Source organism: Micromonospora sp. NPDC049175 (assembly GCF_043197345.1).
Classification (GTDB): domain Bacteria; phylum Actinomycetota; class Actinomycetes; order Mycobacteriales; family Micromonosporaceae; genus Micromonospora.
This window is the reverse complement of sequence record NZ_JBICSY010000001.1, coordinates 1,382,595-1,408,906: the sequence shown is the minus strand read 5'-3', so window position 1 is coordinate 1,408,906 and position 26,312 is coordinate 1,382,595. Positions and strand designations below refer to the sequence as shown.

At 72.0% G+C, this 26,312-nt stretch carries 23 protein-coding genes, 1 tRNA gene and 3 pseudogenes; 17 read left to right on the top strand and 10 right to left on the bottom strand.

The window, feature by feature from the left end; all coding sequences use genetic code 11:
* Positions 1–11: 11 nt before the first annotated feature.
* A complete protein-coding gene (locus ACGFH8_RS06045; RefSeq protein ID WP_393364003.1) occupies positions 12–1,289 on the bottom strand; it encodes an MFS transporter in 1,278 nt (425 codons plus the stop codon).
* Complete coding sequence (locus ACGFH8_RS06040; RefSeq protein WP_393364000.1) at positions 1,286–2,635, bottom strand: GH1 family beta-glucosidase; 1,350 nt, start codon at positions 2,633–2,635, stop codon at positions 1,286–1,288. Before ACGFH8_RS06040 ends, ACGFH8_RS06045 begins: the two co-directional genes overlap by 4 nt.
* A gap of 188 nt (positions 2,636–2,823) precedes the next feature.
* On the opposite strand from ACGFH8_RS06040, the gene ACGFH8_RS06035 reads away from it, so the two are divergent.
* Positions 2,824–3,270 carry an SRPBCC family protein gene (locus tag ACGFH8_RS06035; RefSeq protein WP_393363997.1) on the top strand — a complete coding sequence of 149 codons (447 nt, stop codon included), beginning with the start codon at positions 2,824–2,826 and terminating at the stop codon, positions 3,268–3,270.
* Between the two features lie 133 nt (positions 3,271–3,403).
* Here ACGFH8_RS06035 and aceE read toward each other — a convergent pair whose 3' ends face one another.
* Positions 3,404–6,142 carry a pyruvate dehydrogenase (acetyl-transferring), homodimeric type gene (gene aceE / locus ACGFH8_RS06030; RefSeq protein ID WP_393363994.1) on the bottom strand — a complete coding sequence of 913 codons (2,739 nt, stop codon included), beginning with the start codon at positions 6,140–6,142 and terminating at the stop codon, positions 3,404–3,406.
* A 178-nt stretch (positions 6,143–6,320) separates the two neighbouring features.
* Here aceE and ACGFH8_RS06025 point away from each other — a divergent pair, with 178 nt between their 5' ends.
* The gene (locus ACGFH8_RS06025) at positions 6,321–6,815 is read left to right on the top strand and encodes a hypothetical protein (protein ID WP_393363991.1); all 495 of its coding nucleotides are present in this window, start codon (positions 6,321–6,323) and stop codon (positions 6,813–6,815) included.
* Positions 6,816–6,841: 26 nt separating this feature from the next.
* Positions 6,842–7,246 (top strand): YjbQ family protein, encoded by a 405-nt coding sequence (locus ACGFH8_RS06020; RefSeq protein WP_393321419.1) that lies wholly within the window; start codon positions 6,842–6,844, stop codon positions 7,244–7,246.
* A gap of 122 nt (positions 7,247–7,368) precedes the next feature.
* Here the strand turns inward: ACGFH8_RS06020 and ACGFH8_RS06015 are convergent, their stop codons facing one another.
* Entirely contained in the window at positions 7,369–9,015 is a 1,647-nt protein-coding gene (locus ACGFH8_RS06015) for an alkaline phosphatase D family protein (protein ID WP_393363989.1), read from the bottom strand.
* 349 nt (positions 9,016–9,364) lie between these two features.
* Between ACGFH8_RS06015 and ACGFH8_RS06010 the strand changes: the two genes are divergently transcribed.
* The 7 genes and pseudogenes from ACGFH8_RS06010 to ACGFH8_RS05980 all read left to right on the top strand — a co-directional run bounded on the left by ACGFH8_RS06010 (position 9,365) and on the right by ACGFH8_RS05980 (position 14,293).
* Positions 9,365–9,769 carry a MarR family winged helix-turn-helix transcriptional regulator gene (locus ACGFH8_RS06010; RefSeq protein WP_393364546.1) on the top strand — a complete coding sequence of 135 codons (405 nt, stop codon included), beginning with the start codon at positions 9,365–9,367 and terminating at the stop codon, positions 9,767–9,769.
* Between the two features lie 51 nt (positions 9,770–9,820).
* A pseudogene (locus ACGFH8_RS06005) lies at positions 9,821–10,207 on the top strand (transketolase); the annotation flags it as partial.
* Positions 10,208–10,396: 189 nt separating this feature from the next.
* Positions 10,397–12,367 (top strand): annotated as a pseudogene (locus tag ACGFH8_RS06000) (thiamine pyrophosphate-dependent enzyme); the annotation flags it as partial.
* Between the two features lie 112 nt (positions 12,368–12,479).
* Positions 12,480–12,917, top strand: coding sequence for a DUF3052 domain-containing protein (locus tag ACGFH8_RS05995; RefSeq protein WP_110565654.1), 438 nt, complete (start codon positions 12,480–12,482; stop codon positions 12,915–12,917).
* A gap of 88 nt (positions 12,918–13,005) precedes the next feature.
* On the top strand, positions 13,006–13,470 hold the full coding sequence (locus ACGFH8_RS05990; RefSeq protein ID WP_393363986.1) for a peroxiredoxin: 465 nt from the start codon (positions 13,006–13,008) through the stop codon (positions 13,468–13,470).
* Positions 13,471–13,547: 77 nt separating this feature from the next.
* Positions 13,548–13,619, top strand: a tRNA-Val gene (locus ACGFH8_RS05985).
* Positions 13,620–13,729: 110 nt separating this feature from the next.
* Complete coding sequence (locus ACGFH8_RS05980; protein WP_393363983.1) at positions 13,730–14,293, top strand: SUKH-4 family immunity protein; 564 nt, start codon at positions 13,730–13,732, stop codon at positions 14,291–14,293.
* A 254-nt stretch (positions 14,294–14,547) separates the two neighbouring features.
* Here ACGFH8_RS05980 and ACGFH8_RS05975 read toward each other — a convergent pair whose 3' ends face one another.
* The gene (locus ACGFH8_RS05975) at positions 14,548–15,135 is read right to left on the bottom strand and encodes a TetR/AcrR family transcriptional regulator (protein WP_393363980.1); all 588 of its coding nucleotides are present in this window, start codon (positions 15,133–15,135) and stop codon (positions 14,548–14,550) included.
* A gap of 83 nt (positions 15,136–15,218) precedes the next feature.
* Here ACGFH8_RS05975 and ACGFH8_RS05970 point away from each other — a divergent pair, with 83 nt between their 5' ends.
* From ACGFH8_RS05970 to ACGFH8_RS05960, 3 genes and pseudogenes are all read left to right on the top strand, one after another.
* A complete protein-coding gene (locus tag ACGFH8_RS05970) occupies positions 15,219–15,635 on the top strand; it encodes a nuclear transport factor 2 family protein (RefSeq protein ID WP_393363977.1) in 417 nt (138 codons plus the stop codon).
* Positions 15,632–15,709: pseudogene (locus ACGFH8_RS05965) on the top strand (hypothetical protein); the annotation flags it as partial. The gene ACGFH8_RS05970 and the pseudogene ACGFH8_RS05965, both read left to right, overlap by 4 nt.
* Positions 15,710–15,947: 238 nt before the next feature.
* Positions 15,948–16,499 carry a DinB family protein gene (locus ACGFH8_RS05960; protein WP_393363975.1) on the top strand — a complete coding sequence of 184 codons (552 nt, stop codon included), beginning with the start codon at positions 15,948–15,950 and terminating at the stop codon, positions 16,497–16,499.
* Positions 16,500–16,513: 14 nt separating this feature from the next.
* On the opposite strand, the gene ACGFH8_RS05955 is transcribed toward ACGFH8_RS05960, so the two are convergent.
* From ACGFH8_RS05955 to ACGFH8_RS05940, 4 genes are read right to left on the bottom strand one after another with little or no spacing between them, the layout of a single operon-like run.
* Entirely contained in the window at positions 16,514–17,266 is a 753-nt protein-coding gene (locus ACGFH8_RS05955) for a hypothetical protein (protein WP_393363972.1), read from the bottom strand.
* A 43-nt stretch (positions 17,267–17,309) separates the two neighbouring features.
* Positions 17,310–18,701: a hypothetical protein gene (locus ACGFH8_RS05950; protein WP_393363969.1), complete on the bottom strand. Its 1,392-nt coding sequence runs from the start codon at positions 18,699–18,701 to the stop codon at positions 17,310–17,312.
* Positions 18,698–19,234: a SigE family RNA polymerase sigma factor gene (locus tag ACGFH8_RS05945; RefSeq protein ID WP_393363966.1), complete on the bottom strand. Its 537-nt coding sequence runs from the start codon at positions 19,232–19,234 to the stop codon at positions 18,698–18,700. Before ACGFH8_RS05945 ends, ACGFH8_RS05950 begins: the two co-directional genes overlap by 4 nt.
* Before the next feature lie 59 nt (positions 19,235–19,293).
* A complete protein-coding gene (locus tag ACGFH8_RS05940) occupies positions 19,294–20,034 on the bottom strand; it encodes an SDR family NAD(P)-dependent oxidoreductase (protein WP_393363963.1) in 741 nt (246 codons plus the stop codon).
* A 187-nt stretch (positions 20,035–20,221) separates the two neighbouring features.
* Here ACGFH8_RS05940 and ACGFH8_RS05935 point away from each other — a divergent pair, with 187 nt between their 5' ends.
* Together ACGFH8_RS05935 and ACGFH8_RS05930 are read left to right on the top strand one after the other, a co-directional pair.
* Positions 20,222–20,680, top strand: a complete 459-nt coding sequence (locus ACGFH8_RS05935) for a GNAT family N-acetyltransferase (RefSeq protein ID WP_393363960.1) — start codon at positions 20,222–20,224, stop codon at positions 20,678–20,680.
* 95 nt (positions 20,681–20,775) lie between these two features.
* Positions 20,776–21,918 (top strand): polysaccharide pyruvyl transferase family protein, encoded by a 1,143-nt coding sequence (locus tag ACGFH8_RS05930; protein ID WP_393363957.1) that lies wholly within the window; start codon positions 20,776–20,778, stop codon positions 21,916–21,918.
* 8 nt (positions 21,919–21,926) lie between these two features.
* Here ACGFH8_RS05930 and ACGFH8_RS05925 read toward each other — a convergent pair whose 3' ends face one another.
* Positions 21,927–22,133 (bottom strand): hypothetical protein, encoded by a 207-nt coding sequence (locus ACGFH8_RS05925; RefSeq protein ID WP_393363954.1) that lies wholly within the window; start codon positions 22,131–22,133, stop codon positions 21,927–21,929.
* 83 nt (positions 22,134–22,216) lie between these two features.
* On the opposite strand from ACGFH8_RS05925, the gene ACGFH8_RS05920 reads away from it, so the two are divergent.
* Together ACGFH8_RS05920 and ACGFH8_RS05915 are read left to right on the top strand one after the other, a co-directional pair.
* Positions 22,217–22,735 carry a DinB family protein gene (locus ACGFH8_RS05920; protein ID WP_393363951.1) on the top strand — a complete coding sequence of 173 codons (519 nt, stop codon included), beginning with the start codon at positions 22,217–22,219 and terminating at the stop codon, positions 22,733–22,735.
* 152 nt (positions 22,736–22,887) lie between these two features.
* Complete coding sequence (locus tag ACGFH8_RS05915) at positions 22,888–26,292, top strand: SNF2-related protein (protein ID WP_393363948.1); 3,405 nt, start codon at positions 22,888–22,890, stop codon at positions 26,290–26,292.
* Positions 26,293–26,312 lie beyond the last annotated feature (20 nt).

The following is a 26,312-nucleotide window of genomic DNA, read 5'->3' as shown; positions in this document are numbered from 1 at the left end:
GGCCCCCTGACTCACGGCACCGAGCGGATCTTCACCACCAGGGCGCTGCCGATCAGGGTGACCACGGCGGTGACCGCGTAGAGCGTGGGGTAGCCGCCCAGGTACACCACGAGCGGGGCGGACAGGGCCGGACCGAGCACCTGCGGCGCGGAGTTGGCGATGTTTATGACACCGAGGTCCTTGGCCCGGTCGGTGGCTCGGGGCAGCACCTGGGTGATCAACGCGGCGTCCACCGCGAGGTACACGCCGTAGCCGGCGCCGAGCAGCAGCGCGGCGACGATCGCCATCGGCCAGACCGGCGCGACCGCGAGCAACAGCGCCGCCACCGCCATGATCAGCCCGGACGCGATGACGTAGATCTTGCGGCGGCCGGAGCGGTCCGACAGCCGGCCGGCGACCACGGCGGTCAGCATCATGCCGAGCGTGTAGAGCAGGATCAGCACCAGCAGCCCGCCCTCGGGGTCGGGGTGGCGCACCCCGTCGGTGAGGAAGTACAGCAGGTAGAGGGTGCCCAGCGCGTTGCCGAGCTGCACCAGGAAACGGGTGATCCAGGCCCAGGCGAAGTCCGGGTGCCGGCGCGGGCTGATCCACATCGAGGCCAGCAGCGCCCGGGTGCGCAGCACGGGCCGATGCGTACGTGGCAGCGGTTCGTCGGGGGTGAGCAGCGCGAACGGCAGCGACAGCACCAGGATGGCCACCGCGATGGCCAGGTAGCCGGCCGCGTTGCCGGTGACCACAGCGGTGACCAGCACCGCGCCGAGCACCAGCCCGAGCGCCTGCGGAATGCCCACCCAACCCGAGACGCCGCCGCGCTGCGTGACCGGCACCCGGTCCGGGATGGCCGCGCTGAGGCTGGCCAGCATCGCGTTGAAGCAGACCTGCGCGGCCACCCAGCCGAGGGCCACCCCCAGGATGGTCCGCTGGTGGGCCAGCAGCACCAGGGCCACCGCGCCGAGCAGTGCGCCGCCCGCCGTCCAGACGTGCCGACGGCCGAACTCCCGGCCCGCCACCCGCAGGCAGGTCCGGTCGGAGAACGCGCCCGCGAGGGGGTTGGCGAGCACCGCGGCCAGGGCGCCGAGGCCGGTGACCACCGCCAGCATGTTCTCCTTGTTGCCGGGCGCGATCTGCTCGATCTGTTGCGGCAGCAGCACCTGGATGGGCGTGAAGAACGCCATCCAGACCCCGAGGTTGGCCGCGAAGATCAGACCGATCCAGCCGCGCCGCACCGGCACGGTCGGCTCGGCGAGCGCGGCCGGCAGCGACGCCGGCGTCGGGTCGAGGGTGGTCACCGCGCCGACCCGTCCCGGGAGGCCGCGATCACGTCCCGCAACCAGGTGTACGACGACTTCGGCGTCCGCGTCTGGGTGGCGTAGTCGACGTGCACCAGACCGAAGCGCTTGGTGAATCCCTCGGCCCACTCCCAGTTGTCCAGCAGCGACCAGACGAAGTAGCCGCGGACGTCCACCCCGTCGTCGATGGCGGCCTGAACCGCCCGCAGGTGCCCGTCCAGGTACGCGATCCGCTCCGGATCGGCCACCTGCCCGCTCGCGTCCGGCGCGTCGTCGTACGCGCAGCCGCCCTCGGTGATCTCGATGGGTGGCAGGGCGTCGCCGTAGGTGTCGCGGAGCCAGCCGAGCAGCTCGTGCAGCCCGTCGGGGGCCACCGGCCAGTCGAAGGCGGTCCGTGGGTAGCCGTCCAGCGGCACCAGGTCGAACGGCAGTGGCGAACCCTCCTCGGCGGCCCGTACACCCGTGGGGTTGTAGTAGTTGACCCCGAGCACGTGGATCGGCGCGGCGATGGTGTCGAGGTCGCCGGGGCGGACGACGTTCGCGTCGAGGCCGGGCAGCTCCGGGTAGCCGCGGCCGAGCAGCGGGTCGGTGAAGAGCCGGTTGTGCAGCGCCTCGTACGCCGCCCCGGCGGCCCGGTCGGCGTCGCGGTCACCGAGCACCCGCACCGGTGAGTAGTTGTTGGCGATCGCCACCGGGCTGCTGGCGCGGGCCCGCAGCGCGGCGACCGCGAGCCCGTGCCCGAGCAGTTGGTGGTGGGCGGCCGGAAAGGCGTCGAAGAGCAGCGTCCGGCCGGGAGCGTGCTCGCCCATGCCGTACCCGAGGCTCATGTGGATGAACGGCTCGTTCAGGGTGATCCAGAGCCGGACCCGGTCGCCGAGTCGCGCGGCGGTCAGATCGGCGTACTCGGCGAAGCGGGCCGCGGTGTCGCGGTGCAGCCAGCCACCTGCGTCTTCGAGGGGTTGCGGCAGGTCCCAGTGGTAGAGGGTCGCCACCGGGTCGATGCCGGCGGCCAGCAACTCGTCCACCAGTCGGTCGTAGAAGTCGAGGCCGGCCGGGTTGGCCGGGCCGGTGCCGGTGGGCCGCACCCGGGGCCAGGCGATGGAGAACCGGTACGCGTCGACGCCGAGGCCGGCCATCAGCGCGACGTCCTCGGTGTGGCGGTGGTAGTGGTCGCAGGCGACCTCGCCGCTGCTGCCGTCGCTGATCGTTCCGGGGGAGCGCGCGAACGTGTCCCAGATGGACGCCGCGCGCCCGTCGGCCGTGGCGGCGCCCTCGATCTGGTGGGCCGAGGTGGAGACGCCCCAGCGGAAGCCGGCGGGGAACTCCGGCATCGGTGCGGTCGACATGCGCCCTCCCGGTCAACGTGAAACGTGTTCGGGACTTTAGGGCGCTCTCCATCAATGCGCCATAGGCCGGCTTGGCGCAATCCGCAATGGTTGATCGGCGTGTCTTTTTCCGAACCCGTCCAGGTAAGTCCGATTTAGCGCATAGAGTGCCGATATCGTGGGATGTCCTCACCGGAGGAAAGACGGAAATGATCCTCGTTGAACGCAGTGCGCACGTGGCGGCGCCAATTGAAGTGGTCTGGGATGTCGTACAGCGGGCGGAGCAGTTGCCGGCCTGGCTGGCAGGCGTCCGCGCGGCCGAAGTGCTCTCGGGAGAGGGCTTCGGCCGGCGACAACTGGTCCAGGCGGGGCGCGGCTCGGCGCACGAGGCCGAGGTGATCGCCTACCAGGAGCCGACGCTCATCGGCTGGCGGGAACGGGCCAAGGGCGCCGGTGCTCGGGCGGAGGCGCGCACCGAGATCTACGTCCAGCTCACCACCGACGAGGAGGAGGGCGGGACCATCGTGCGACTCATCGTGGTCCGCTGGCCGGCCGGCCCGGTCAAGGCGGCAATGCTGCGCCTCGGACTGCGTCGGGTCGGCGCCGACCTGGAGGACTCGCTGGCCCGGCTCACCGACCTGGCCGCCGTCGGCTGACGAGCGCCCATCCTCCCGGCGCCACCCGCGACGGCGGTGGTCCGGATCCCGGCCAGGGACCCCGGACCACCGCCGCTCCGTACACCGAGAAGGGCCCGGCGCCTGTGCGCCGGGCCCTTCTGTTCGCGTGTGACTAGCTGTCGCCGCCGGTCTCGCCCACCGGGGCGGCGTTGACGTCGTCGATCGCGTACTTCTTCGCGGCCTCGGCCGGCACGCTTGCCGCCACCGCGCCGCTGCGCGCGAGCTGTCGCAGCGTGGCCACCACGATCGACTCCGCGTCGACGTGGAAGTGCCGGCGCAGCGCGTGCCGGGTGTCCGACATGCCGAAACCGTCGGTGCCGAGCGACGTGTAGTCGCCGGGTACCCAGCGGGCGATCAGGTCCGGCACCGCGCGCATGAAGTCGCTGACCGCGACCTTCGGCCCGTCCGCGTGGGCCAGCTTCTGCTGGATGTACGGCACCTTCGCCTCGGCGCCCGGGTTGAGCAGGTTGTATTCCTCGGTCTCCACCGCGTCGCGGCGCAGCTCGGTCCAGGAGGTCACCGACCAGACGTCTGCGGCCACCCCCCAGTCCTGGGCGAGCAACTGCTGGGCCTTGAGCGCCCACTGCATGCCGGTGCCCGAGGCGAGCAGGTTGGCCTTCGGACCGTCCACCTGCGGTGCCGGCGAGTAGCGGTAGATGCCCTTGAGCAGGCCCTCCACGTCCACGTCGGCCGGCTCGGCCGGCTGCAACGTCGGCTCGTTGTAGACCGTCAGGTAGTAGAAGACGTTCTCCTGCGCGTCCCCGTACATCCGGTGCAGACCCTGCTCCAGGATGTGCGCGATCTCGTACGCGAACGCCGGGTCGTACGCCACCACGGCCGGGTTGGTCGCGGCGATCAGCAGCGAGTGCCCGTCCTCGTGCTGGAGGCCCTCACCGTTGAGCGTGGTCCGACCGGCGGTCGCGCCGAGCAGGAAGCCCCGCGCCATCTGGTCGGCTGCCGCCCAGAGCCCGTCGGCGGTCCGCTGGAACCCGAACATCGAGTAGAAGATGTACATCGGGATCATCGGCTCGTCGTGCGTGGCGTACGCCGAACCCGCGGCGGTGAACGAGGCGACCGAGCCGGCCTCGTTGATCCCCTCGTGCAGGATCTGCCCGGTGGTCGACTCCTTGTACGACAGGAACAGCTCCCGGTCGACGGAGGTGTAGCGCTGGCCGTGCGGCGAGTAGATCTTCGCGGTCGGGAAGATCGAGTCGAGACCGAAGGTGCGGGCCTCGTCCGGGATGATCGGCACCCACCGCTTGCCGAACTCCTTGTCCTTCATCACGTCCTTGAGCAGACGGACGAAGGCCTGGGTGGTGGCCACCTTCTGCTTGCCAGAGCCGCGCTTGATGTCGGCGAACCGCTCCGGACCGGGGATGGCCAGCCGCTTGGTGCTGGTCCGCCGGGACGGCAGGTAGCCGCCGAGCTGCTCGCGCCGCTCCTTCAGGTACTGGATCTCGTCGGACTTCTCACCCGGGTTGTAGTACGGCGGCAGGTAGGGGTTGTCCTCCAGCGCCTTGTCCGGGATGTCCAGGTAGAGGCGATCGCGGAAGGTCTTCAGGTCCTCCAGCGTCAGCTTCTTCATCTGGTGGGTCGCGTTGCGGCCCTCGAAGTGCGAGCCGAGCGTCCAGCCCTTGATCGTCTTCGCCAGGATGACCGTGGGCTGACCGGTGTGCTCGGTGGCCGCCTTGTAGGCCGCGTAGAGCTTGCGGTAGTCGTGCCCACCCCGCTTGAGGTTCCAGATCTCGTCGTCGCTCAGCGGGTCGACCATCTTGCGGGTCCGTGCGTCGCGGCCGAAGAAGTGCTCCCGCACGTACGCGCCCGACTCGGCCTTGTAGGTCTGGTAGTCGCCGTCGGTCGTGGTGTTCATGAGGTTGACGAGCGCGCCGTCGGTGTCCGCGGCGAGCAGCGGGTCCCACTCACGGCCCCAGACCACCTTGATGACGTTCCAGCCGGCACCCCGGAAGAACGCCTCCAACTCCTGCATGACCTTGCCGTTGCCCCGGACCGGCCCGTCCAGCCGCTGGAGGTTGCAGTTGATCACGAAGGTGAGGTTGTCGAGCTCCTCGCGGGCGGCCACGCCGATGGCGCCAAGCGTCTCCGGCTCGTCCATCTCGCCGTCGCCGAGGAACGCCCAGACGTGCTGCTGCGAGGTGTCCTTGATGCCGCGGTGCTGCAGGTACCTGTTGAACCGGGCCTGGTAGATCGCGTTCAGACCGCCGAGACCCATCGAGACGGTGGGGAACTCCCAGAAGTCCGGCATCAGCCGCGGGTGCGGGTACGACGGCAGCCCACCGCCGGGGTGCGACAACTCCTGGCGGAACCCGTCGAGCTGGTGCTCGCTGAGCCGCCCCTCCAGGAACGCCCGCGCGTACATGCCGGGGGAGGCGTGGCCCTGGTAGAAGATGTGGTCGCCGCCGCCCGGGTGGTTCTTGCCCCGGAAGAAGTGGTTGAAGCCCACCTCGTAGAGCGACGCCGAGCTGGCGAAGGTCGAGATGTGCCCGCCGACGCCGATCTCCGGGCGCTGCGCCCGGTGCACCAGCATGGCGGCGTTCCACCGGACGTACGCCCGGATCCGCCGCTCGACGTGCTCGTCGCCCGGGAACCACGGTTCGCGTTCCGACGGGATGGTGTTGATGTAGTCGGTGGTGGTCAGGGGCGGAACCCCGACCTGACGCTCACGGGCCCGCTCCAGCAGGCGCAGCATCACGTAGCGGGCGCGTTTGGCACCGCGTTCGTCGATGACACCGTCAAGCGACTCGACCCATTCGCTTGTCTCTTCAGGGTCGATGTCCGGAAGCTGGCTCGGTAGGCCGTCGCTGATCACCGGGCGCTTGCGTTCCGTAGCCACAGGCGTTCCCTCGGTTGTGTGTGGGATAGGTCTCTAGCGCCATCCTGCCCCCTGGTGCCACCCCTCGTCACGTCTAGGTCCCCCGGACGCGATGCTGAACACAGGTACTCGCCGGTAACTTAACGCGACGGCCCGGCGAAATCTGAGCGGTTTGACCGGGACTCCTACCGTCGGCGCCATGAACCGACGTTCTGCCGTGGTTGCCGCCAGCATGATTGTTTTGGGGGTGGTGGGCCTGGTCATCCAGGCGGTCCGCCTCGCCTCCGGCAAATACTGGCCGACGGTGGGACTGCTGGCCCTCGCGGTCCTACTGGTCGTGTTCGGCGTGGTCCTGCTGCGGGAGACGAGCCGCGCGGCCCGGCTGGGCGGCCCCGACGGCCGTCGCCGCCGTCGCTCGGACACCGACGGCGCGGCCGGGTACCCCTTCTACCCGATGCCCGCCGGGGACGCCGGGAGCGGGCACGTCGACCGCCAGCGCGACGGCGACCACGACCGCTCCGACGGTACGGAACCGGTCGGCGGCAGCGACTCCGGCGGCGGCTGGTCCGGCTGGGGCTGGTCCAGCGGTGACTCCGGCGGGGGCTCGTCCAGCGGCGGTGACTCCGGCGGCGGTTGGTCCGGTGGCGGTGACTCCGGTGGCGGTGACTCCGGTGGCGGTGGCGGCAGCGACTGACAGCGCTCTGCGGCAGAATGCGACGTATGCGCAGCGACGTGATCACCGTCCAGACCGGCTCCCGGCCGACCGTCCGGGACATCACCGCGGAGGCCCAACAGTTCGTCTCCGGGGAGGGCGACGGCCTGCTGCACGTCTTCGTGCCGCACGCCACGGCCGGCCTGGCGATCATCGAGACCGGGTCGGGCTCCGACGACGACCTGCTCAGCGCGCTGAACGACCTGCTGCCCACGACTGATCGCTGGCGACACCGGCACGGCTCACCCGGCCACGGTCGGGATCACGTGCTGCCGGCGTTCGTACCGCCGTACGCCACGCTGCCGGTGCTCGGCGGGCGTCTGGCGCTGGGCACGTGGCAGTCGATCTGCCTCGTCGACACCAACGGCGACAACCCCACCCGCCAGGTCCGCTTCTCCTTCCTCCCGGGCTGACCGCTGCCTGGGCCGGTGTCCCGCCTCAAGATCCGCGCAACATCCCCGAAAGTGCTGCCTCAGCGCGTGCCGAGGCAGCACTTTCCCTGATGTTGAGCGGATCTTGAGGCGTTCGGCGGGGGTTACGGGCGGACGGTTTCCTGCTGGACGGTCTGCTGGCCCGGGTCCGCGTAGGGCGCAGCGCTGCGGACCGCTGACGGGACCGGGTTGTCCGCCGTCTGGTGCAGGCCGGGCACGCGGTCCTCGATCACGAACGAGGCCCGGGTGTACGCGGGCGCGCCCGGCCGGCTGACGTACGGCAGCACGTCGAAGTCGGCGGTGAGCTGTCCCGGGGTGATCGTGGTGCGCACGTACCCCCGCAGGTTGTTCTGGAAGCGCAGGTGCGGGTTGAACGCGAACCACGGGTGCGAGCCGGACGCCGAGTCCGCGCCGTCACCGGTCGAGGTGATCGAGGAGCAGACCAGTTCGGTGCCGACGGTGCGCGAGGTCGGGTCGGCGTAGTCCAGCTTGAGATCGCTGGCCCAGTGCGCGTGCACGTCGCCGGTCAGCACCACCGGGTTGCGTACCCCCGCGGCGAGCCAGCCTCGGGTGATCCGGTCCCGGGAGGCCACGTAGCCGTCCCAGGAGTCCATGCTGGTGACGGTGAGCGGACCGGAGTTGTTGTCCCGCTGGGCGAAGAAGACCTGCTGGCCCAGGATGTCCCACTGGGCGTCCGAGCGGCGGAAGCCGTCCAGCAGCCACGCCTCCTGCTCGGCGCCGGTGATCGACCGGGCCGGGTCGGATGCCGCCGCGCAGTTCTGGTAGCCGTCGCCGCAGGCCTGGTCGTCGCGGTACTGCCGGGTGTCGAGCATGTGGAACGTGGCGAGCCTTCCCCAGCGCACCCGCCGGTAGAGCTGCATGTCGATGCCGCGGGGGATCGAGGTGCGCCGCAGCGGCATGTTCTCGTAGTACGCCTGGAACGCCGCCGCCCGCCGCGCGGGGAACTCCGGGTCCGGCGCCTCGGGCACCTCGTCGGCCCAGTTGTTCTCCACCTCGTGGTCGTCGAACACCACCGCCCACGGCGCCACCGCGTGCGCGGCCTGCAGGTCGGCGTCGGTCTTGTACTGGGCGTGCCGCTGCCGGTAGTTGGCCAGCGTCCGGGTCTCCGGTCCCTCGTGGTCACGCGGGTTGCCAGCGGGGACGTTGTACGTGTCCGGGGCGTACTCGTACTGGTAGTCGCCCAGGTGCAGGATCAGCTCCGGCTCGGTCTCGGCCAACCGCCGGTAGGCGGTGAAGTAGCCGTGCTCGTACTGGGAGCAGGAGGCGAAGCCCATTGCCAGGGCGGCCGGCATGCTCCACGGTGCCGGGGCGGTGCGGGTGCGTCCGGTCGGCGAGACGTGACGCTCGGCACGGAACCGGTAGAAGTACTCGCGCCCGGGCAGCAGGCCGGCCAACTCCACGTGCACGCTGTGCGCCGAGCGGTTGCGGGCGACGGCGACGCCGCGGCGCACCACATGCCGGAACCGCTCGTCGGCGGCCAACTCCCAGTGGACCGGCACGTCGCGGTCCGGCATGCCGCCGAGGCCGTCCTCGGCCAGTGGCTGCGGGGCCAGGCGGGTCCACAACACGAACCCGTCATGGTCGGGGTCGCCGGAGGCCACACCGAGGGTGAACGGGTAGGCCAGCGGCCGGCTCGCCGCCGCACCGGCCGCCGCCGGCAGCCCGGTGACCGCGCCTGCGGCGCCGATTGCGGCGCCGGACAGCAGGATGGTACGTCGGGACAGTGACACGAATCCTCCCCAGAGTCCGATCTGTGTGACTCTGGGAGCCTCGCGAGCCGCGGTGGCCGACAGGTGACGGCGAGTGGCCCTGTTCGTCGCCGGCAGTCGAACACCGACGACGCTGTCGATTCGTCCTGACCCGCTACGCACCGATCGGCCGTCCGACGGTCCGCCGTCCGACGGGTGGTCCGGCCGGCTGGTCCTCGACCGGCGATGCCCGTCCGGCCGGGTGCCCGAACCTGATCGCTGAGCTGCCCGACCGGCGACTGCGTACGATGTGGCCGTGCCGCAGGAGGTGGGTTCGGCAGCAGGTGGACCGGTGGATCGCGCTGGTCTCGCCGCCGATGTGCTGCGCCGGATGGCCCACGCGAGCGACGTCCTGCGTCACCGGCAGGGCTCCGCGTTCGCCGAGTTGGGGCTCACCCCGGCGACGGCCCGAGCGTTGCGCGAACTGGACCCGGACCACCCGCTGCCCGCCCGTGACCTCGCCGGTCGACTGGGCTGCGACCGGTCGAACGTGACGGTGCTTGTCGACAAGTTGGAGCAGGCCGGGCTGGTCGAGCGCCGCACCGACCCGGCGGACCGTCGGCAGAAGACGTTGGTGGTGACCGAGCGGGGACGCGTCGAACGGGACCGGGTGACCGAGGTGATGTCCGACTCCCGACTCCTGTCCGGGCTGACCGATCGGGAGCTGAGCACCCTTCGTGACCTGGTCCGGAAGATGTCCGACGGTGACCGTTCGGAGCCCTGCGTGCCGGAGTGAGTCGACAGGCGCCAGCCGTGTCCCACTGGGCGACAAAGGGTCTCGTCGGTAATGCTGTCCCACGTGACGACCCCGCAAGATCTCGACGACCGGTTCCGGGAGACGCTGGCCGCGCTGCCCGCCGCGGGGCGGCGGCGTGACCCCGCCGACCCGGTCAGCGACGATGCCCCACTGACCGGCGCGCAGGTGCTGGACCTGTTCGACGCGCAGGTGACCAGCCGGCAGCTCGACCTGGCCGGCCGTTGGCTGCGCGGCTTCGGGGAGGGCTTCTACACGATCGGCTCGGCCGGGCACGAGGGCAACGCCGCGGTCGCCGCCGCGCTGCGCCCCACCGATCCGGCGCTGCTGCACTACCGCTCCGGCGCCTTCTACTGCGTCCGCGCCGCGCAGGCCGCCGCCGACCCCGCATCGACCGCCGACCCGCAGCCGCCCGGATCCGTGCCGCCCGGGTCCGTGCCGCCCGACCCCGAGCGGCCGGCCGAGCGGCAGAGCGACCGACCGACCGAGCGGTTGACCGAGCGCTTGACCGACCCGGGCCGGCCGATCGATCCCGAGCAGCTGACCGACTCCGAGCCGACCGACCTCCAGCCCGCCGGGTCCGAGCCGCCCACCGGCGGGTTCGCGCCGTACGCGGACGCGGCCCGGGACGTGTTGCGCGGGATGGTCGCCTCCAGCCAGGAACCGATCGCGGGCGGCCGGCACAAGGTGTTCGGCCGGGCCGATCTGGCCATCGTGCCGACCACCTCCACCATCGCCTCGCACCTGCCCCGCGCGGTCGGGATGGGACTTGCCGTGGAGCGGCTGCGCCGGCTGGACAGCGTCGGGCGGCGTACCGGGGTCGGGGTTCGGGTCGGCAGTGGCGCGGCCGCCGCGGCCGCCCCGTGGCCCCCGGACGCGATCGTGGTGTGCTCCTTCGGCGACGCCTCGGTCAACCACGCCAGCGCCACCGCCGCGTTCAACACGGCCGGCTGGTACGACCACGCCGGGCTGCGCATTCCGGTGCTCTTCGTGTGCGAGGACAACGGGCTGGGCATCAGCGTCCGCTCACCGGAGGGCTGGGTCGAGGCGACCCTGGGGTCCAGGCCGGGCATCCGCTACTTCAGCGCGGACGGGGCCGACCCGGTGCGGACGTACGCGGTGGCGGCGGAGGCCGCGGCCTGGGTGCGCCGTAACCGGCGCCCGGCGGTGCTGCACCTGCGCACGGTACGGCTGATGGGACACGCCGGGGCGGACGCGGAGTCGGCGTACCGTGGCGCGGCCGAGCTGGCCGAGGACCTGGACCGGGACCCGGTGGCCGCCACCGCGCGGCTGCTCGTCGACGCCGGCGTGGCCAGCGGCGAGGAGCTGCTGGCCCGGTACGACGAGACCGGCTGGCAGGTCCGCCGGCTGGCGGAGGAGGTGCTGGGCGAGCCGAAGCTTGCCTCCGCGGCCGACGTGGTGTCGGCGCTGGCGCCCCGCCGTCCGGTGCGGGTGGCGCGGGCCGTGGCCGACGCCGCGGCGCGGGCCGGTGGGCCGGGCGCCGGCGCTCGGGCGGAGGCGTTCGGGGGTAAGCCGCCGGAGCTGGCCGGACCGATGACCCTGGCGCAGAGCATCAACGCGGCGCTCGCGGACGGGATGCTCGACCACCCGCAGATGGCGATCTTCGGCGAGGACGTGGCCGCCAAGGGCGGCGTGTACGGGGTGACGAAGGGCCTGCGGGACCGTTTCGGGGCGGCCCGGGTCTTCGACACGTTGCTCGACGAGACGTCGGTTCTCGGGCTGGGCCTCGGCGCCGGGTTGGCCGGGATGCTGCCGGTGCCGGAGATCCAGTACCTGGCGTACCTGCACAACGCGGAGGACCAACTGCGCGGCGAGGCGGCCACCATGCAGTTCTTCTCGCGGGGGGCGTTCCGCAACCCGATGGTGGTCCGGGTCGCGGGGCTGGCGTACCAGGAGGGGTTCGGCGGGCACTTCCACAACGACAACTCGGTGGCCGTACTCCGGGATGTGCCTGGTCTGGTGGTCGCGGTGCCGGCACGGCCGGACGACGCGGCGCCCATGCTGCGGACCTGCCTGGCCAGCGCGGCGGTGGACGGCAGCGTCTGCGTGTTCGTGGAGCCGATCGCGCTCTACCACACCCGCGATCTGTACGCCGATGGTGACGGGGAGTGGCTGGCCGGCTACCCGGAGCCGGGCGCGTGGGTTTCCGGGCACGTGCCGATCGGCCGGGCCCGGGTCTACGGGGTCGGCTCGGCCGACGACCTGACCATCATCACCTTCGGTAACGGGGTACGGATGTCGCTGCGGGCCGCGGCGGTCCTCGCCGAGGAGGGGGTGGGCACCCGGGTGGTGGACCTGCGCTGGCTGGCGCCGCTGCCGGTGGCCGACATCATCCGGGAGTCCTCGGCGACCGGCCGGGTGCTCGTGGTGGACGAGACGCGCCGCTCCGGCGGGGTGGGTGAGGGGGTCATCGCCGCCCTGGTCGACGCCGGATACGTCGGAGCCGCGCGGCGCGTGGCGGGAGTTGACTCGTTTGTACCATTAGGTCCGGCAGCACGTCATGTTCTGGTCTCCGCGGAAGCCATTACCGACGGTGCCCGTACGCTGCTGGCACGGTAAATTCCGTTCCACCCGGTGCGCCACTTGCGCGCGGACGCACAAGTGTGTGGACTTTGCCTGACGGCGTCGCGACGACGCCGCGAGCAGGGACGAGATGAGGAGGCACGCGACAGTGAGCGCGACCGCTGGTCAGGCCGCCGACGGGGTACGCAGCCTGGCGGACCGGTTCGGGATCGAACCGGGGATGGTCGTCATGGAGATGGGGTACGACGACGACGTCGACCAGGATCTCCGGGACGCCCTGACCGACCGCTGTGGAGAGCTGGTCGACGAGGACACCGACGAGGTGGTCGACGCGGTGCTGGTTTGGTACCGCGACGGCGACGGTGACCTTTTCGAACTTCTCGTCGATGCCCTCGGCCCGCTGGCCGACAACGGGGTCGTGTGGCTCCTCACCCCGAAGGCGGGGCGTGACGGGCACGTCGAGCCGAGCGAGGTCGCGGAGTCCGCGCCCACCGCCGGCCTTCAGCAGACCTCGACCGTCAACGCCGGCCGGGACTGGAGCGGCGCACGTCTGGTGCTGCGCCGAGGGGCCAAGGCCAAGAAGTAGCCCGCGCCGCTTCGCCGGCCCGGCGGTCCGCACCGTCGGGTGGCAGGCTGGCGCCGTTTCCCCGACTCGACCCCCGAGGAGATCACGCATGCCCATCGAGGTTGGTGCCGAGGCACCGGACTTCGTCCTGAAGGACCAGAACAACCAGGAGGTCCGACTCTCGGACTTCCGGGGCAGGCGCTCCGTCCTGCTGGTCTTCTACCCGCTCGCCTTCACCGGCACCTGCCAGGGTGAGCTGTGCGAGGTGCGGGACAACCTCGACGCGTACGTGAACGACGACGTCCAGGTGTTGACGGTCAGCGTCGACTCGGTCTACAGCCACAAGATCTGGGCCGACCGGGAGGGCTACCAGTTCCCCATGCTCGCCGACTTCTGGCCGCACGGTGGCGTCGCCCAGGCGTACGGGGTCTTCAACGACGTCGCCGGCATCGCCAACCGGGGCACCTTCGTCATCGACAAGGCCGGCGTGGTCCGCTTCGCCGAGATGAACGGGCCGGGCGAGGCCCGCGACCAGCAGGGCTGGCGCAAGGCCATCGCCGACGTCACCGGCTGACCGGAGTACGCCGTGCGCCGGGCCCGGCGGCGAGCAAGGTAAGCTTGCCAGCCACCGGCCCGCCGCACGGGCGATCCGGGCGCGTAGCTCAGTGGGAGAGCACTCGCCTTACAAGCGAGGGGTCGCAGGTTCGAAACCTGCCGCGCCCACCCGTCACCACAAGCGGTAACCGCCCCGAGAGAATCGTTCCTCGGGGCGGTGACAGCAACGAGGTCTACGAGAGCTTCCCGAGCGCCTGTCGCATCGCGTCAGGGTTGGCATGGGGCGCTTGGAAGCTACCCTCGTCGGTGTGCCCGTTAGTGATCATCCGTTGCCTCCCGCCTTCGAAGCGGTCACGGCCTGGGCTGGTACCGGGCGGGTGGTGCGTGCTACAGAGCGGGACGTGGCGATGTGGCGGCTTCCCGAGCCGCAGAAGGCCGCGCTGATCTCCTGTGGTGTACCGCTGATCGATGACCTCGTCGGCGCGGTGTCGTTCGACGCGGAGCCGACGACGTACCGGATGGCGTACTCCGACGACCCGCGCTGGGTGTACCGTGCCGCGCCGGGGACCGGCGAGGTGCGAATATGGTCGCCGGACGGCAGCGCCGGGTTCGTCAACTCGACGATCATCCACTGGCTGTGTTCGCTGCACCTGGTCGGTAGCTGGCTGACCAGTTCGACCGTCATCGACCGCTGGGACGAAGACGGACAGGCCGAGGAGCAGGCGCTCGCGGAGATCGCCGACCTGTTGGAGCGCATCAGGGACCTTGACCCGCCCGCGTTCGGGGACGGCGACCATGCAACCCACTTCTGGCCCGGAGTGCTCGACAGGTGGCTCTACTGATCGATGCGAACATCGTCTTCCCCCGCTATCAGCGTGCGGGGGTGTCGCGCATCAGGTGGATTCCGCTTGCTGTCCACCCCCGGGGCACTCCTCGGGCGGGGCGTAGGCGCGGATGGTGCCGTTGTGCCGCGCGACTTCTCCCTCAGCGGTGAGGGCTACCAGGCGTTTGCAGACGGGGCACCGGCCCCGCTGGTGCTGCGTCACCGTGCCTCCCCGGGTCGGCCGTTGCGCGTCACATTAGCGCCTACCCATGGTCATCCGCTGGGTCGCAACAGCTTGGTCAGGACGGTACGCAGCGCGTCGGCGGCCTCGGCCCGGGGCATCCGGCCGGCGTCGACCTCCTCGCCCACGGTGTGGCCGATCTTGATGGTGATCGCGGTGAGCCACCCGGCCGGGAGTCCATTGTCGAACTCGCCGCTCGCCTGTCCGCGCCGGATCACTCGGTTGATCCGATCGGCGACCGGCGCGTGGCGTTCCTCGTCGACCTGCGGACTTGCCGGCAGTGACGCGATCTGCTGGATCAGGACCGGATAGCGTCCGGCGGTCTGTGCGCCGGCTTCGAGGACGCGGAACAGCGCGTCCGTGGCGGATCCGTTGTCCGGCTCGGCGGCGTCCATCGCGGCGACGGCCTCGTCGGTGATCCGCCGGACGACGGCCGCCATCAGGTGCTCGCGGGAAGGGAAGTGGGCGTAGACGGTCTGCCGCGTGACGCCGGCTGCCCCGGCGATGGCGTCGAGGCTGGCGTCCGGCTGCGCGTCGAGCACTCGGATCGCCGCGTCGAGGATGGCACTGCTGTTGCGCCGGGCGTCGGCGCGTCGCCTGTGGTCCGGTGAACCACTCATCTTTTACACCTTGCCAAAGTTTTCGGAGATCGATATTTTACAAGCCGTAAAGGTTCGCCGGTTCACGAGCTGACGGTGGTGACATGGGCGGTCTCGATGGCATCAGCCCGAAGGAGTTCATCGCGAACTTCTTCACCTCTTTCATGAGCGAGCTGGTTCGCGGCGACGAGGACCCGGCGACGGTCGTGGACCGCTATCACACGCCCGACATTGTGCAGGTCGCCGACGGGCACCTGATGGACCGCGCCAAGCTCATCGCGCACACCCGCCCGGCCCGCAAGCATCAGACCGGCGCCCGGTGGGAGGTGCACGAGGCGATCGCGGACGGGGACCGGATCGCCGCCCGCTACACCCTGCACTTCCAGACATCCAAGCGGGAGGGCAGTGTGGACGTCTACTTCTTCGGGCAGTTCGCTGCCGACGGGCGGATGCGCCGGGCGCACATGCTCACCCGCCCCGTGCCCGTCCCGGCCGGCGACCCGGGGCAGTTGCCGGCATGACCGTCAGCAGCTATCGCGTGATCGGCATGGCCTGCGGGCACTGTGCGGGCTTCGTCACCGAGCGGATCGAACGGATTCCCGGTGTCACCGCCGTGTCGGTGGACGTCGAATCCGACACCGCCACGGTGACAGAGCGTCCGACCTCTCGACATCGCCGAGGTGCGGGCCGCAGTCGAGGAAGCCGGTTACGAACTGCCCTGACGTCCGACCGGAGTCTCGTCCAGCAGGACCGACAGTGGCTGCACAGGCGGAACTCTATTCGTATCGACGTGGGATGGACCGGCCTCGCTCGGCTCGTTAGCCTCGACCACCATGACCAACGCGGACGAGCACGGTCACCCCGAGCCGCCGATCGCGGGCGACGAGACCGCCACCCTGTTGGGTTCCCTGGACCGCCAGCGCGCGACTCTCGCCTGGAAGACAGGTGGGCTCGACGCCGACGGTCTGCGGGCGACGCTCGGCCCGTCGTCGATCACCCTGGGTGGGCTGCTCAAGCACCTGGCCTTCGTCGAGGATCTCTACTTTTCGCTGAAGCTGGCCGGGCGCTCACCCGGACCACCCTGGGAGACTGTCGACTGGGCCGCGAACCCCGGCTGGGAATGGCACTCCGCCGCCGAGGACACCCCGGAGCAGCTCTACACACTCTGGCGGGAGGCGGTGGCCCGTTCCCGCGCCACAGTCGCCGACCTGCTGACCGACGCCGGGCCGGAGCAGTTGGCTCGCGGCGAGTGGCCGGACGGCCGCGTGCCGAGCCTGCGCCGGGTCCTCGTCGACCTCATCGAGGAGTACGCCCGGCACGTCGGTCACGCCGACCTGATCCGGGAGTCGGTGGACGGCCTCACCGGCGAGGATCCGCCCCGCTGAGGGTGCGGACGATGTCACGTCAGTGCGGCGTGCAGCCGATCCAGCTCGCCTGGGGTGCCGATGGCCGTGCGGTGCTCGGGGTGCTCCACGTACTGCCGAATCGTGTTCGCGAGGAACCCCGGGTCCACGTGCAGCCGTCCGGCCGCCAGCGGATACGGGTAGGGCGGCTTGCCCTGCACCGGGTGCACCCGCAGCAGGGGGATGGTCGCGGCCTTCCGGGGCGGGGGAGGCGGTCCGCCGGGAACCAGGCGATCCCACGGTAGGAAGGTCCGACTGACAAGGCCCTGTGCCGTGATGCCATCGGGGTTCAGGGTGAGGCGTGGCCGGTTCAGCAGCAGGGTGAGCGCGATGCCGCCCAGGACGACGGCCGGGACAGCGATGGCCAGCGCCAGCACCCCCGGTATCTGGACGAGTTGTGCGCGATCCTCGCCGGCAATCCGTTCGGTCTGCACGAAGGCCGCCGCGACCCAGCCAAGGACCATCGCCCAGGGGCCCATCCACTTCGGGCTCGCCGGCGCGACGAAGCGGTTCCGCTCCGCGTCCGCCTGCCAGGTCGCGGGCCGCCGGTAGCTCCTGGTCAACAGGCGGTAGCCGACCCACGGCACCAGGAGCGTGCCGGACAGGACGACCACCCACGTCAGGAAGGCGACGCCCTTCGGATCGATCTGCCAGGTCAGCGGCTTGAACCACAGCTCGGCGCAGACCCGTAGGGCGAACGCGGCCACGGCGAAGGGCCAGACCAGCAGGCGCGCCGCGCGAAGGGACATGGTCGGCACCGTAGGCGGTCCGGTCAAGCCGCCCCGACGCGCCTCACCCGCCAGATCGACGCGCCCGTCTGACCCGCCGATCGTCGCGCCACAGCGCGATCCGTTGGCGGCCCGCGTACAGCACGCCCACGGTGACAAGCGCCGTGAGGAGTCCGGACCAGAGCCAGAACCGGCCACCCACCCCGCCGGGTGGTCGCGCCTCCCGGATGCGTCCGCCGCGGATCACCTGGTCGGCGACGTCGACGGCGACCACCTGGTCCGGTGCGGTCAGGACGGTTCGTGGCGCGGTGGCGTCGGGTGTCAGGGCCAGCACCCGCACGGTGCGTACCTGTTGGTCGCTCGTGGCCGGCGGGTTCGTCTGCTCCTCCAGCGGTGGGTCGGGGGCGAGGGGGTCCGGCTCGTAGGCCGCCACGAGCGCCGACCCGTCCGGCGCCCAGCCGAGCAGCCGGATGGCGACGACCCCGGACACCGCGGGCAGGCGCAGTGGCCCGACGTCCCGGCCGGTGGTGGGATCGACCTGGCGCAGGGTCCACTCGTCGGTCTCGGGACGGCGGGTGGCCAGGGTCAGCGCGGCGCCGTCGGGACGCCACGCGCCCTTGCCGGCCAGCCAGGTCTCGGCGGGCAGGGCGAACGAGGACTGCTCCCGGCCGTCCAGGTCGGTCACCGCTACCGTGCGGCCGTACTGGTAGGCGAGCCGGCCCGGCGCGGCGGCGACGACCGCGCCGACGTGCGCCTCCTCGGCGGTGGCGGCCAGCCGGGTCCATCGCCGGTCGGCAACCGTCACCGCGCTCAGCACCGTGGTGTAGGTGGCCCCCTCGAACGCGACCGGCACGTCGTCGCGGACCACGAGCGACAGGCCGTCGGCGGACCAGCCGACAGGTGAGCTCCACACACTGCGGTCGACCGGCGACGTCAGCCGCCGGGTCCGGCCGGTGACCAGGTCGACGACGTCGACGCCCGGATCGTCCTGGTCTCCATGCGGACGGGCCAGGTGTCGGCCGTCCGGGGAGAGGTGGACCGACTCGCCCGCCAACGACTCCCCGCCCATCCGCATGATCCGGTAGCTGTCGGAGTCCGCGTCGACCACACCGACGGTGTTCACGTCGTTCCACCCGTGCAGACGCGGTGCCGGGCCGTCGAAGATGACCGAGGCGGGACCGAGCCGGGGGCGGTCGGTGACGTGCAGCGTGCCGATCGGGGGCAGGGCGATCCGGTCGGGCAGCGCGGCGTCCGCGGTGGCGGCCGGCTCGGGCGCCTGGGTACGCGTCAACGGCAGCGCCACACCGGCCACCACGAGCACGAGCAGCGCCCCGGTGGCGGCGGCCAGCCGACGCCGACGGTCGCGGCGGGCGGTGGCGAGGGCCCGCTCGTACACCTGGTAGGCCGGCACGTCCTCGGCGGTGGACCGGAGGGCGTCGCGGAGTCGGGCGGTCATCGGGTGCTCCTCTCCGCCGCGGCGTCGACCAGCTCGGGAGCGATCGCCCGCAGCCGCCGCAGGCCGTCGTGGCCGTGTCGCTTCACGGTGCCGATCGAGCAGCCCAGCACCTCGGCGACCTGGGCCTCGGTCAGATCCTCGTAGTAGCGCAGCACGATCACCGCCCGTTGGCGTGGGCTGAGCTGGCCCAACGCCGCGTTCAGCGTCACTCGCAGCGTCGTCGCCTCGCTGTGGTCCACGGCGGCCTGCTCGGCGGGTTCCGCCTCCAACCGCTCGGCGAGCCGCCGACGCCGCCACCAGGAGACCTGCTGGTGGTACATGACCCGCCGCACGTACGCCTCGGGGTTGCCGTCGCGAACGCGCCGCCAGTGCCGGTAGGTCCGGGCCAGGGCGGTCTGCACCAGGTCCTCGGCGAGCTGGTGGTCACCCGTGAGCAGGTACGCGGTCCGCGACAGAGCCGGCGAACGGTGCACCACGAACTCGTGGAACGACTCGACCATGCCCACCCCCTCGCCCAGGAGAACGCCTCCCATCCGACGAATGGTTGAGGTCGGGCGGCGCCCGAGTGTGTGGAGGACGCCGCCCGGGATCCTCAGCTCGTGAAGCCGCCGTCCACATTGATCACCGCACCGGTCACGTATCCGGCCTCGGGGCTGGCCAGGTGCGCGACGGTGGCGGCGATGTCGGCGGGGCGAGCGTAGCGTCCGACGGCGGTGAAGCCGCTGATGGCCGCCGCGTTCGGGCCGTCCGCCGGGTTGGCGTCCGTGTCTGTCGGGCCGGGGTTCACCAGGTTGACGGTGATGTCCCGGGGGCCCAGCTCCCGGGCCAGGCCCCGGGTCAACCCGACCAGCGCGGTCTTGCTCATCGAGTAGAGCGTCAACCCGGGAAAGACGGCCCGTTCACCGACGTTGCTGCCGATGCTGATGATCCGTCCGCCCTCGCCCAGGTGCTGCAGCGCGGCCTGCACGGCGACGTACGGGGCCCGGATGTTCACCGCGATCGTCTGCTCCACCTCGGCCGTGCCCAGTTCGTCCACGGCACCGACCAGGAAGACCGCCGCGTTGTTCACCAGGATGTCCAGCCGACCCAGGTCGGCGGCGGCCCGGTCGACCGCGCCCCGCATGGCGCCCGGGTCGGCGCCGTCGGCCTGGACGGCCAGCGCCCGCCGGCCCAGCGCCTCGATCTGCCGCACCACTGTCGCGGCCCGCTCCGCGTCCTGTCGGTAGGTGAGCGCCACGTCGGCCCCGTCCTGCGCCAGGCGCAGGGCGATGCCGGCCCCGATGCCGCGGGAGCCACCGGTCACCAGGGCGACCTTGTCGTTGAGTGTCGTCATGCCAACGATCATGTGGCCGTGCCGACCTTCCGGTCTGGCGGCAATCGGACCCCTCGTTCCCACCCTCAGGTCCGATATCCGCGCGCTCGCCCACCGGTGAACCCGGTGGCGTAACCGGGTCGGATCTGCTGCACTCGGCACCGTCGACGACGGAGGGGAGGATTCGGTGGAGTTGACGCTGACACCGATGACGGAACAGGACCTGACCCGGCTGCTGGTGCCCCTGGAGGAGGAGTACGCCGAGGACCTGGTCGCGCACCGGGGGTTGACCCCGGAGGCGGCCTTCGAGCGGTCGGTCAGCCAGATCCAGGGGTCGCTGCCGGCGGGCGCGACGACCGAGCGGACGCTGCTGCGGCTGGGCCGGGTCGACGACGCCGAGATCGGTTGGATCTGGGTGACCCTGCCGACGCCGGACGCCCCGAGGCACGCCTGGATCCAGAACATCGAGGTGCACCCCGCGCACCGGGGGCGGGGCTACGCACGTCGGATGATCCACCTCATCGAGGTCGAACTCGCCCAGCTCAAGGTGCCCGAGCTGGGCCTGAACGTCTTCGGTACGAACGCCGTCGCGATCGGGCTCTACCGGAGTCTGGGCTTCGAGGTGACCTCGCAGCAGATGGCGAAGCGGATCGCCCCGGCGGGCTGAACCGGACGTCGCCGGCCCAGGACGGTCTCCCCGGCAGGACTGTTCACCTGCCCAGCGGGGAAACGGCGCGGACCGCACCTGGGGAGGAGCGACGGATGACGCACGGTGCCGGACTGACGATCGGTGTGCTGGGCTCGTACGGTGGGCGAAACCTCGGCGACGAGGCGATCCTCACCGGCCTGCTCACCGATCTGCGTACGCAGGAACCAAACGCCCGGATCATCGTGTTCTCCCGTAACCCCGAGCACACGCGGGCCGCCCACCCGGATGTCGAGGCGGTGCCCTGGGAGGGCGTCAGCCGCACCGACTCCGCCCTGGTGCTGGCCCAGCTCGACCTGCTCATCCTGGGCGGCGGCGGCATCCTCTACGACCGGGAGGCCCGCCGCTACCTGCGGGTGGTCCGGGTCGCCCAGGAGCGCGGCCTGCCCCTGATCACGTACGCCGTGGGGGTCGGGCCGCTCAGCGACGGGGTGGACACCGGCATGGTCCGGGAGACGCTCTCCGGCGCGACCCAGGTGACCGTCCGTGACCAGGAGTCCCGGATGGTGCTGGAGGAGGCGGGTCTGCTCAATCCGATCACGGTCACCGCCGACCCGGCGTTCCTCCTGCAACCCGAGGACTTCCCGGCCCACCTGCTCGCCGAGGAGGGCGTGCCGGTCGGTAAGCGGCTGGTCGGGATCAGCGTGCGGGAGCCGGGGCGGGCCGCCGAGCGGCTCGACGTGGACGGCTACCACCGGCTGCTCGCCCAGATCGGCGACTTCCTGGTGCACCGGATCGACGCGTACGTGCTGTTCGTGCCGATGGAACGCGACGACATCCGGCACGCCCACGGGGTGCTCTCCCACATGGTCGCCGCCGATCACGGTCGGATCCTGCACGGCACCTACACGCCGCAGCAGGTGCTCGGGCTGATGCGCCACTTCGACCTGGCCGTCGGCATGCGACTGCACTTCCTGATCTTCGCGGCGATGGTCGGCACACCGTTTCTGCCCCTGCCGTACGCCGGCAAGGTCTTCGACCTGGCCCAGCGGCTCGGTGTGCCGGCGCTACGCGGCGTGGAGCGGGAGGTCGAGGGGCCGCTGCTGGCCGAGGTCGACCGGCTGTGGGACGAGCGGGAGCAACGCGCCGAGGCCACCGCGCGACGGGTGGCGGAGGTGTGCGAGCAGGCGCGGGGCACCTCGGAGGTCACCCGCGGCGTGTTGGAGGGCCTGCGCAGCCACGCTCTCACCCGGGTCTGAGTGGGCGTTCACACCGCGGGGCCGGTCCACCGGTAGCGCCACTCGTCGGCCTCGTCGTGAGCGGTCTCCAGCTCGTAGATCTGTGCCTGGGCCAGCCCACCCGAGCCGAGGTGGTGGTGGGTCAGCGGCGGGCGGCCGTTGCTGTCCAGTTCGACGGTGATGGTCTGCCCGTCCGCCGCGCCGCCGACGAGAAGGATTCGCACGGATGAAGCCATGCGCCCATCCTGCCCGTCGTGCCGCCCGCCCGCAGGGGATAGCGGGGCAGCGGGGCGACCCGACCCGTGACTAGGGTCGGCGGATGGAGCAGACGATCGATCCGACGCTCGGCCCGGTGCTCGCGCGTACCGGCGACGAGCGCGCCGTACTGGACTCGTTTCTCGACTTCCACCGGGGTGTGTTGCTGCGCAAACTGCGCGGTCTCTCCGATGCCGACGCGGGCCGACGGCTGGTGCCCTCGGCGACCACTCTCGCCGGGTTGGTCAAGCACCTGACCCTTGTCGAGCGGAACTGGTTCCCGACCCTGCTGGCCCCCGAGCCGGGCGACGTCTACCTCACCTCGGAGGAGGACGCGGTGGCGAGCTTCACCCTCGACGACCAGGACACCGTCGCCGGGCTCACCGAGGCGTACGAGCGGGCCTGCGCACGGTCGCGGGCGATCGCCGCCCGCTTCGACCTCGACCACGTGGTGCCGCACCCGCAGCTCGGTGAGGTGTCGCTGCGCTGGATCCTGGTGCACCTGATCGAGGAGACGGCCCGCCACGTCGGACACGCCGACATCCTGCGCGAGCTGACCGACGGCGAGTCCGGCGCGATCTGAACCCCGCCGCCCCGCGATCTTGCACTTCCTGTCGCGGCATAAGGGGCATACAGCACACATCGTCGACAGAAAGTGCAAGATCGCGCGACGGGTGCGCCGGGGCCGCGCCGGGGCCGCCTATCCTGGGCGCGGGCGGCGACGAGGGGGAGCAGGTGCTGGTCATCCACGGGCTGTGGCTGCCCGGCGACGGCTCGACCGGCGGCCTCGCCGTCTGGGCCGAGGACAGCGCCGCGCCACAGGCGCCGACCCGATCCGGCCGACCACCCCGGGAACGCCCGCACCCCTTCGCCGCCGGGCACGCCGACCTGGCCGCCGTCCTCGGCGACGCCGCCGAGCCGACCCGCCCGGGCACCGCGCTGCTCACCCTGCCCACCCGGGCTGGCGCGCCGACCGACTCACCCGAGCTGATCCGGACCGCCGTCGCACCCCCGGCCCGCAGCCGGCTCACCCTGGCCGGGTGGCGGGTCCCCGTCCTCGTGTACGCCCCGGACGACGCGCTGCCGCTGCTATGCGCCCTGGACGAACTGCCGGCGGTGCCCGGAGGCACCCTGCGCCACCTCGCCGAACTGGCCGACTTCGCCGCTGACCTGGTCACCCGGGGCCGGTTGCTTCCCGGCGTCGCCGCGACGGCGGGGAGCACCACGCCGGCGAGCGTGACCGCGCCGGCTGTCCCGTCGGCGAGCGTGACCGCGCCGGCTGTCCCGTCGGCGAGCGTGACCGCGCCGGCTGTCCCGTCGGCGAGCGTGACCGCGGCGGCTGTCCCGTCGGCGAGCGGAGCCGCGGCGAACGGGACGCCGGCGAGCGCCGCCCCGGCGGGGAGCACCACGCCGGCGAGCGCGGCGGCGGTCAGTGGCACTGCCGTCGGGGCTTCGTCGGGCGGTGCCGCGCAGGTGTCGGCGCGTGCGATCTGGCGACCGCTGTTGACCGGCACCGACGCCGCCTGGGCACGGTCGCTGGCGTTGGCCCTGCCGCCAGCCGCCCGAGCCGCCCTGGACCCCGCCCTGTCCAACCCCGCCGGTGCCGGGGCCGTGGCCAGCGGTTCGGGCGGGAGTGAGCTGACCGCGGCCGAGGTGGTCGCGGATGCGCTCGACGCGCTCACCGACGCCGCCGCGCGCGCCGCTCTGGCGACCACCACCCTGGCCCGGGGACTGCGGCCGGGTGGCCCGGCGCCGGCCTGGTTGGCGGCGCTCGCCGGCCCGCAGCGGGACTTCACGGTCGATCCCACGGCGTTGACCACGCTGCGCGACGAGTTGGACGCCTGGCAGCGGGACGCCGCCGGCGGCCCGGTGCGGGCCAGTTTCCGGCTGGTGGAGCCCGCTCCGGACGAGGTCACCGAGCCGATCCTGGCCACCCGACCGGCACCGGCCGACATCGTGCCGGTCGAGTCGGTCGGTGGCGGGCGTTGGCGGCTGGAGTTCGGGTTGCAGGCGGCAGACGAACCCGGCCTGCACGTCGACGCCGGGGAGGTCTGGCGGGCGCCGCAGACCCTCGGCGGCCTGGCCGGCCGGACGACCAGCCCGCAGGAGACACTGCTCGCGGAGCTGGGCCGGGCCAGCCGGCTCTGGCCGGACCTGGACGCCGCGCTGCGGACCGCCGCCCCCGAGGCGATGGACCTCGACGTCGAGGGGGCGCACCGGTTCCTCAGCGAGGGCGCCCCGGTGCTGCACGCGGCCGGGTTCGGGGTGCTGTTGCCGTCCTGGTGGCAGCGCCCGTCGGCGCGGCTCGGCGCCCGGCTGCGCGCGCGCAGCCGTACCGCGCCCGGCACGGTCGGTGGCACCGAGGCGGGTGTCGGTCTGGACGCCCTGGTCGACTACCGCTGGGAGATCGCCCTCGGTGAGCATCCGCTGTCCGCCGAGGAGTTGGCCGCGCTGGCCGAGATGAAGACCCCGCTGGTGCGGCTGCGCGGCCGGTGGGTCGAGTTGGACCCGGGGCGGCTCGCCGCCGGTCTGCGTCTGCTCCGCTCGACGGGCGAGCTGAGCGTCGCCGACCTGCTCCGCCTCGGGCTGGCCGACGGCGAGGCCACCGGGGCGCTGCCGGTGCTGGAGGTGAGCGCCGACGGGGCGCTTGGCGACCTGCTCGCCGGGGCGGTCGAGCGCCGGCTCACCCCGCTGGACCCGCCGCCGGGTTTCCAGGGGACGCTGCGGCCGTACCAACAGCGCGGCCTGGCCTGGCTGGCGTTCCTGCGCTCGCTCGGCCTGGGTGGAGTGCTCGCCGACGACATGGGGCTGGGCAAAACCGTGCAGTTGCTCGCACTGCTCGCCGGGGATCCGCCGGAGGCCGGGCCGACGCTGCTGGTCTGTCCGATGTCGCTGGTCGGCAACTGGCAGCGGGAGGCGGCACGGTTCACCCCGGGGCTGCGGGTGCACGTACACCATGGGGCGGAACGGGCGCGGGGGGCGGAGTTCACCGCGGCCGCGCACGGCGCGGACCTGGTCCTGACCACCTACTCGGTGGCGGCCCGCGATGCCGTCGACCTGGCCGGCATCGACTGGCACCGGGTGGTGGTGGACGAGGCGCAGGCGATCAAGAACGCGTCGACCCGGCAGGCCGAGGCGGTCCGCGCGTTGCCCGCCCGGCAACGGGTGGCGGTGACCGGTACGCCTGTGGAGAACCGCCTCGCCGACCTGTGGTCGATCATGCAGTTCGCCAACCCGGGGCTGCTCGGGCCGGCGGCGACGTTCCGCAAGCGGTTCGCCGAGCCGATCGAACGGCACGGCGACGCCGAGGCCGCCGAGCGGCTGCGCCGGATCACCGGGCCGTTCGTGTTGCGCCGACTCAAGACCGACTCGTCGATCATCTCGGATCTGCCGGAGAAGCTCGAGATGGAGGTGGTCTGCAACCTGACCGCCGAGCAGGCCGCCCTGTACCGGGTGGTGGTCGACGACATGCTGGCCCGGATCGAGACGAGCGACGGCATCGAGCGACGCGGCCTGGTGCTGGCCACCATGACCCGGCTCAAGCAGGTCTGCAACCACCCGGCCCAACTGCTGCGCGACGGCTCGCCGCTGGAGGGCCGCTCCGGCAAGCTGGCCCGGCTGACCGAGATCATGGAGGAGGTGTTGGCGGCGGGGGAGCGGGCGCTGCTGTTCACCCAGTACGCCGAGTTCGGCGCGATGCTGCGCGGGCACCTGTCGGCACGGTTTGGCCGGGAGGTGCTGTTCCTGCACGGCGGCCTCGGCAAGGCCGAACGGGACGCCATGGTGCAGCGCTTCCAGTCCGCGGACGGCCCGCCGCTGTTCGTCCTCTCCCTCAAGGCCGGCGGCACCGGGCTCACCCTGACCGCCGCCAACCACGTGGTGCACGTGGACCGGTGGTGGAACCCGGCGGTCGAGGACCAGGCCACCGACCGGGCGTTCCGGATCGGGCAGCGTCGACGGGTGCAGGTCCGCAAGTTCGTCTGCGCCGGCACCGTGGAGGAGAAGGTGGCCGCGATGATCGCGGACAAGCGCAACCTCGCCGAGCGGGTGGTCGGCACCGGCGAGCAGTGGATCACCGAGCTGTCCACCGGCCAGTTGCGGGACCTGTTCGCCCTGGAGGCCGGGGCGGTGGTGGAGTGAGCGAGCGGAGCGCCGGCGTG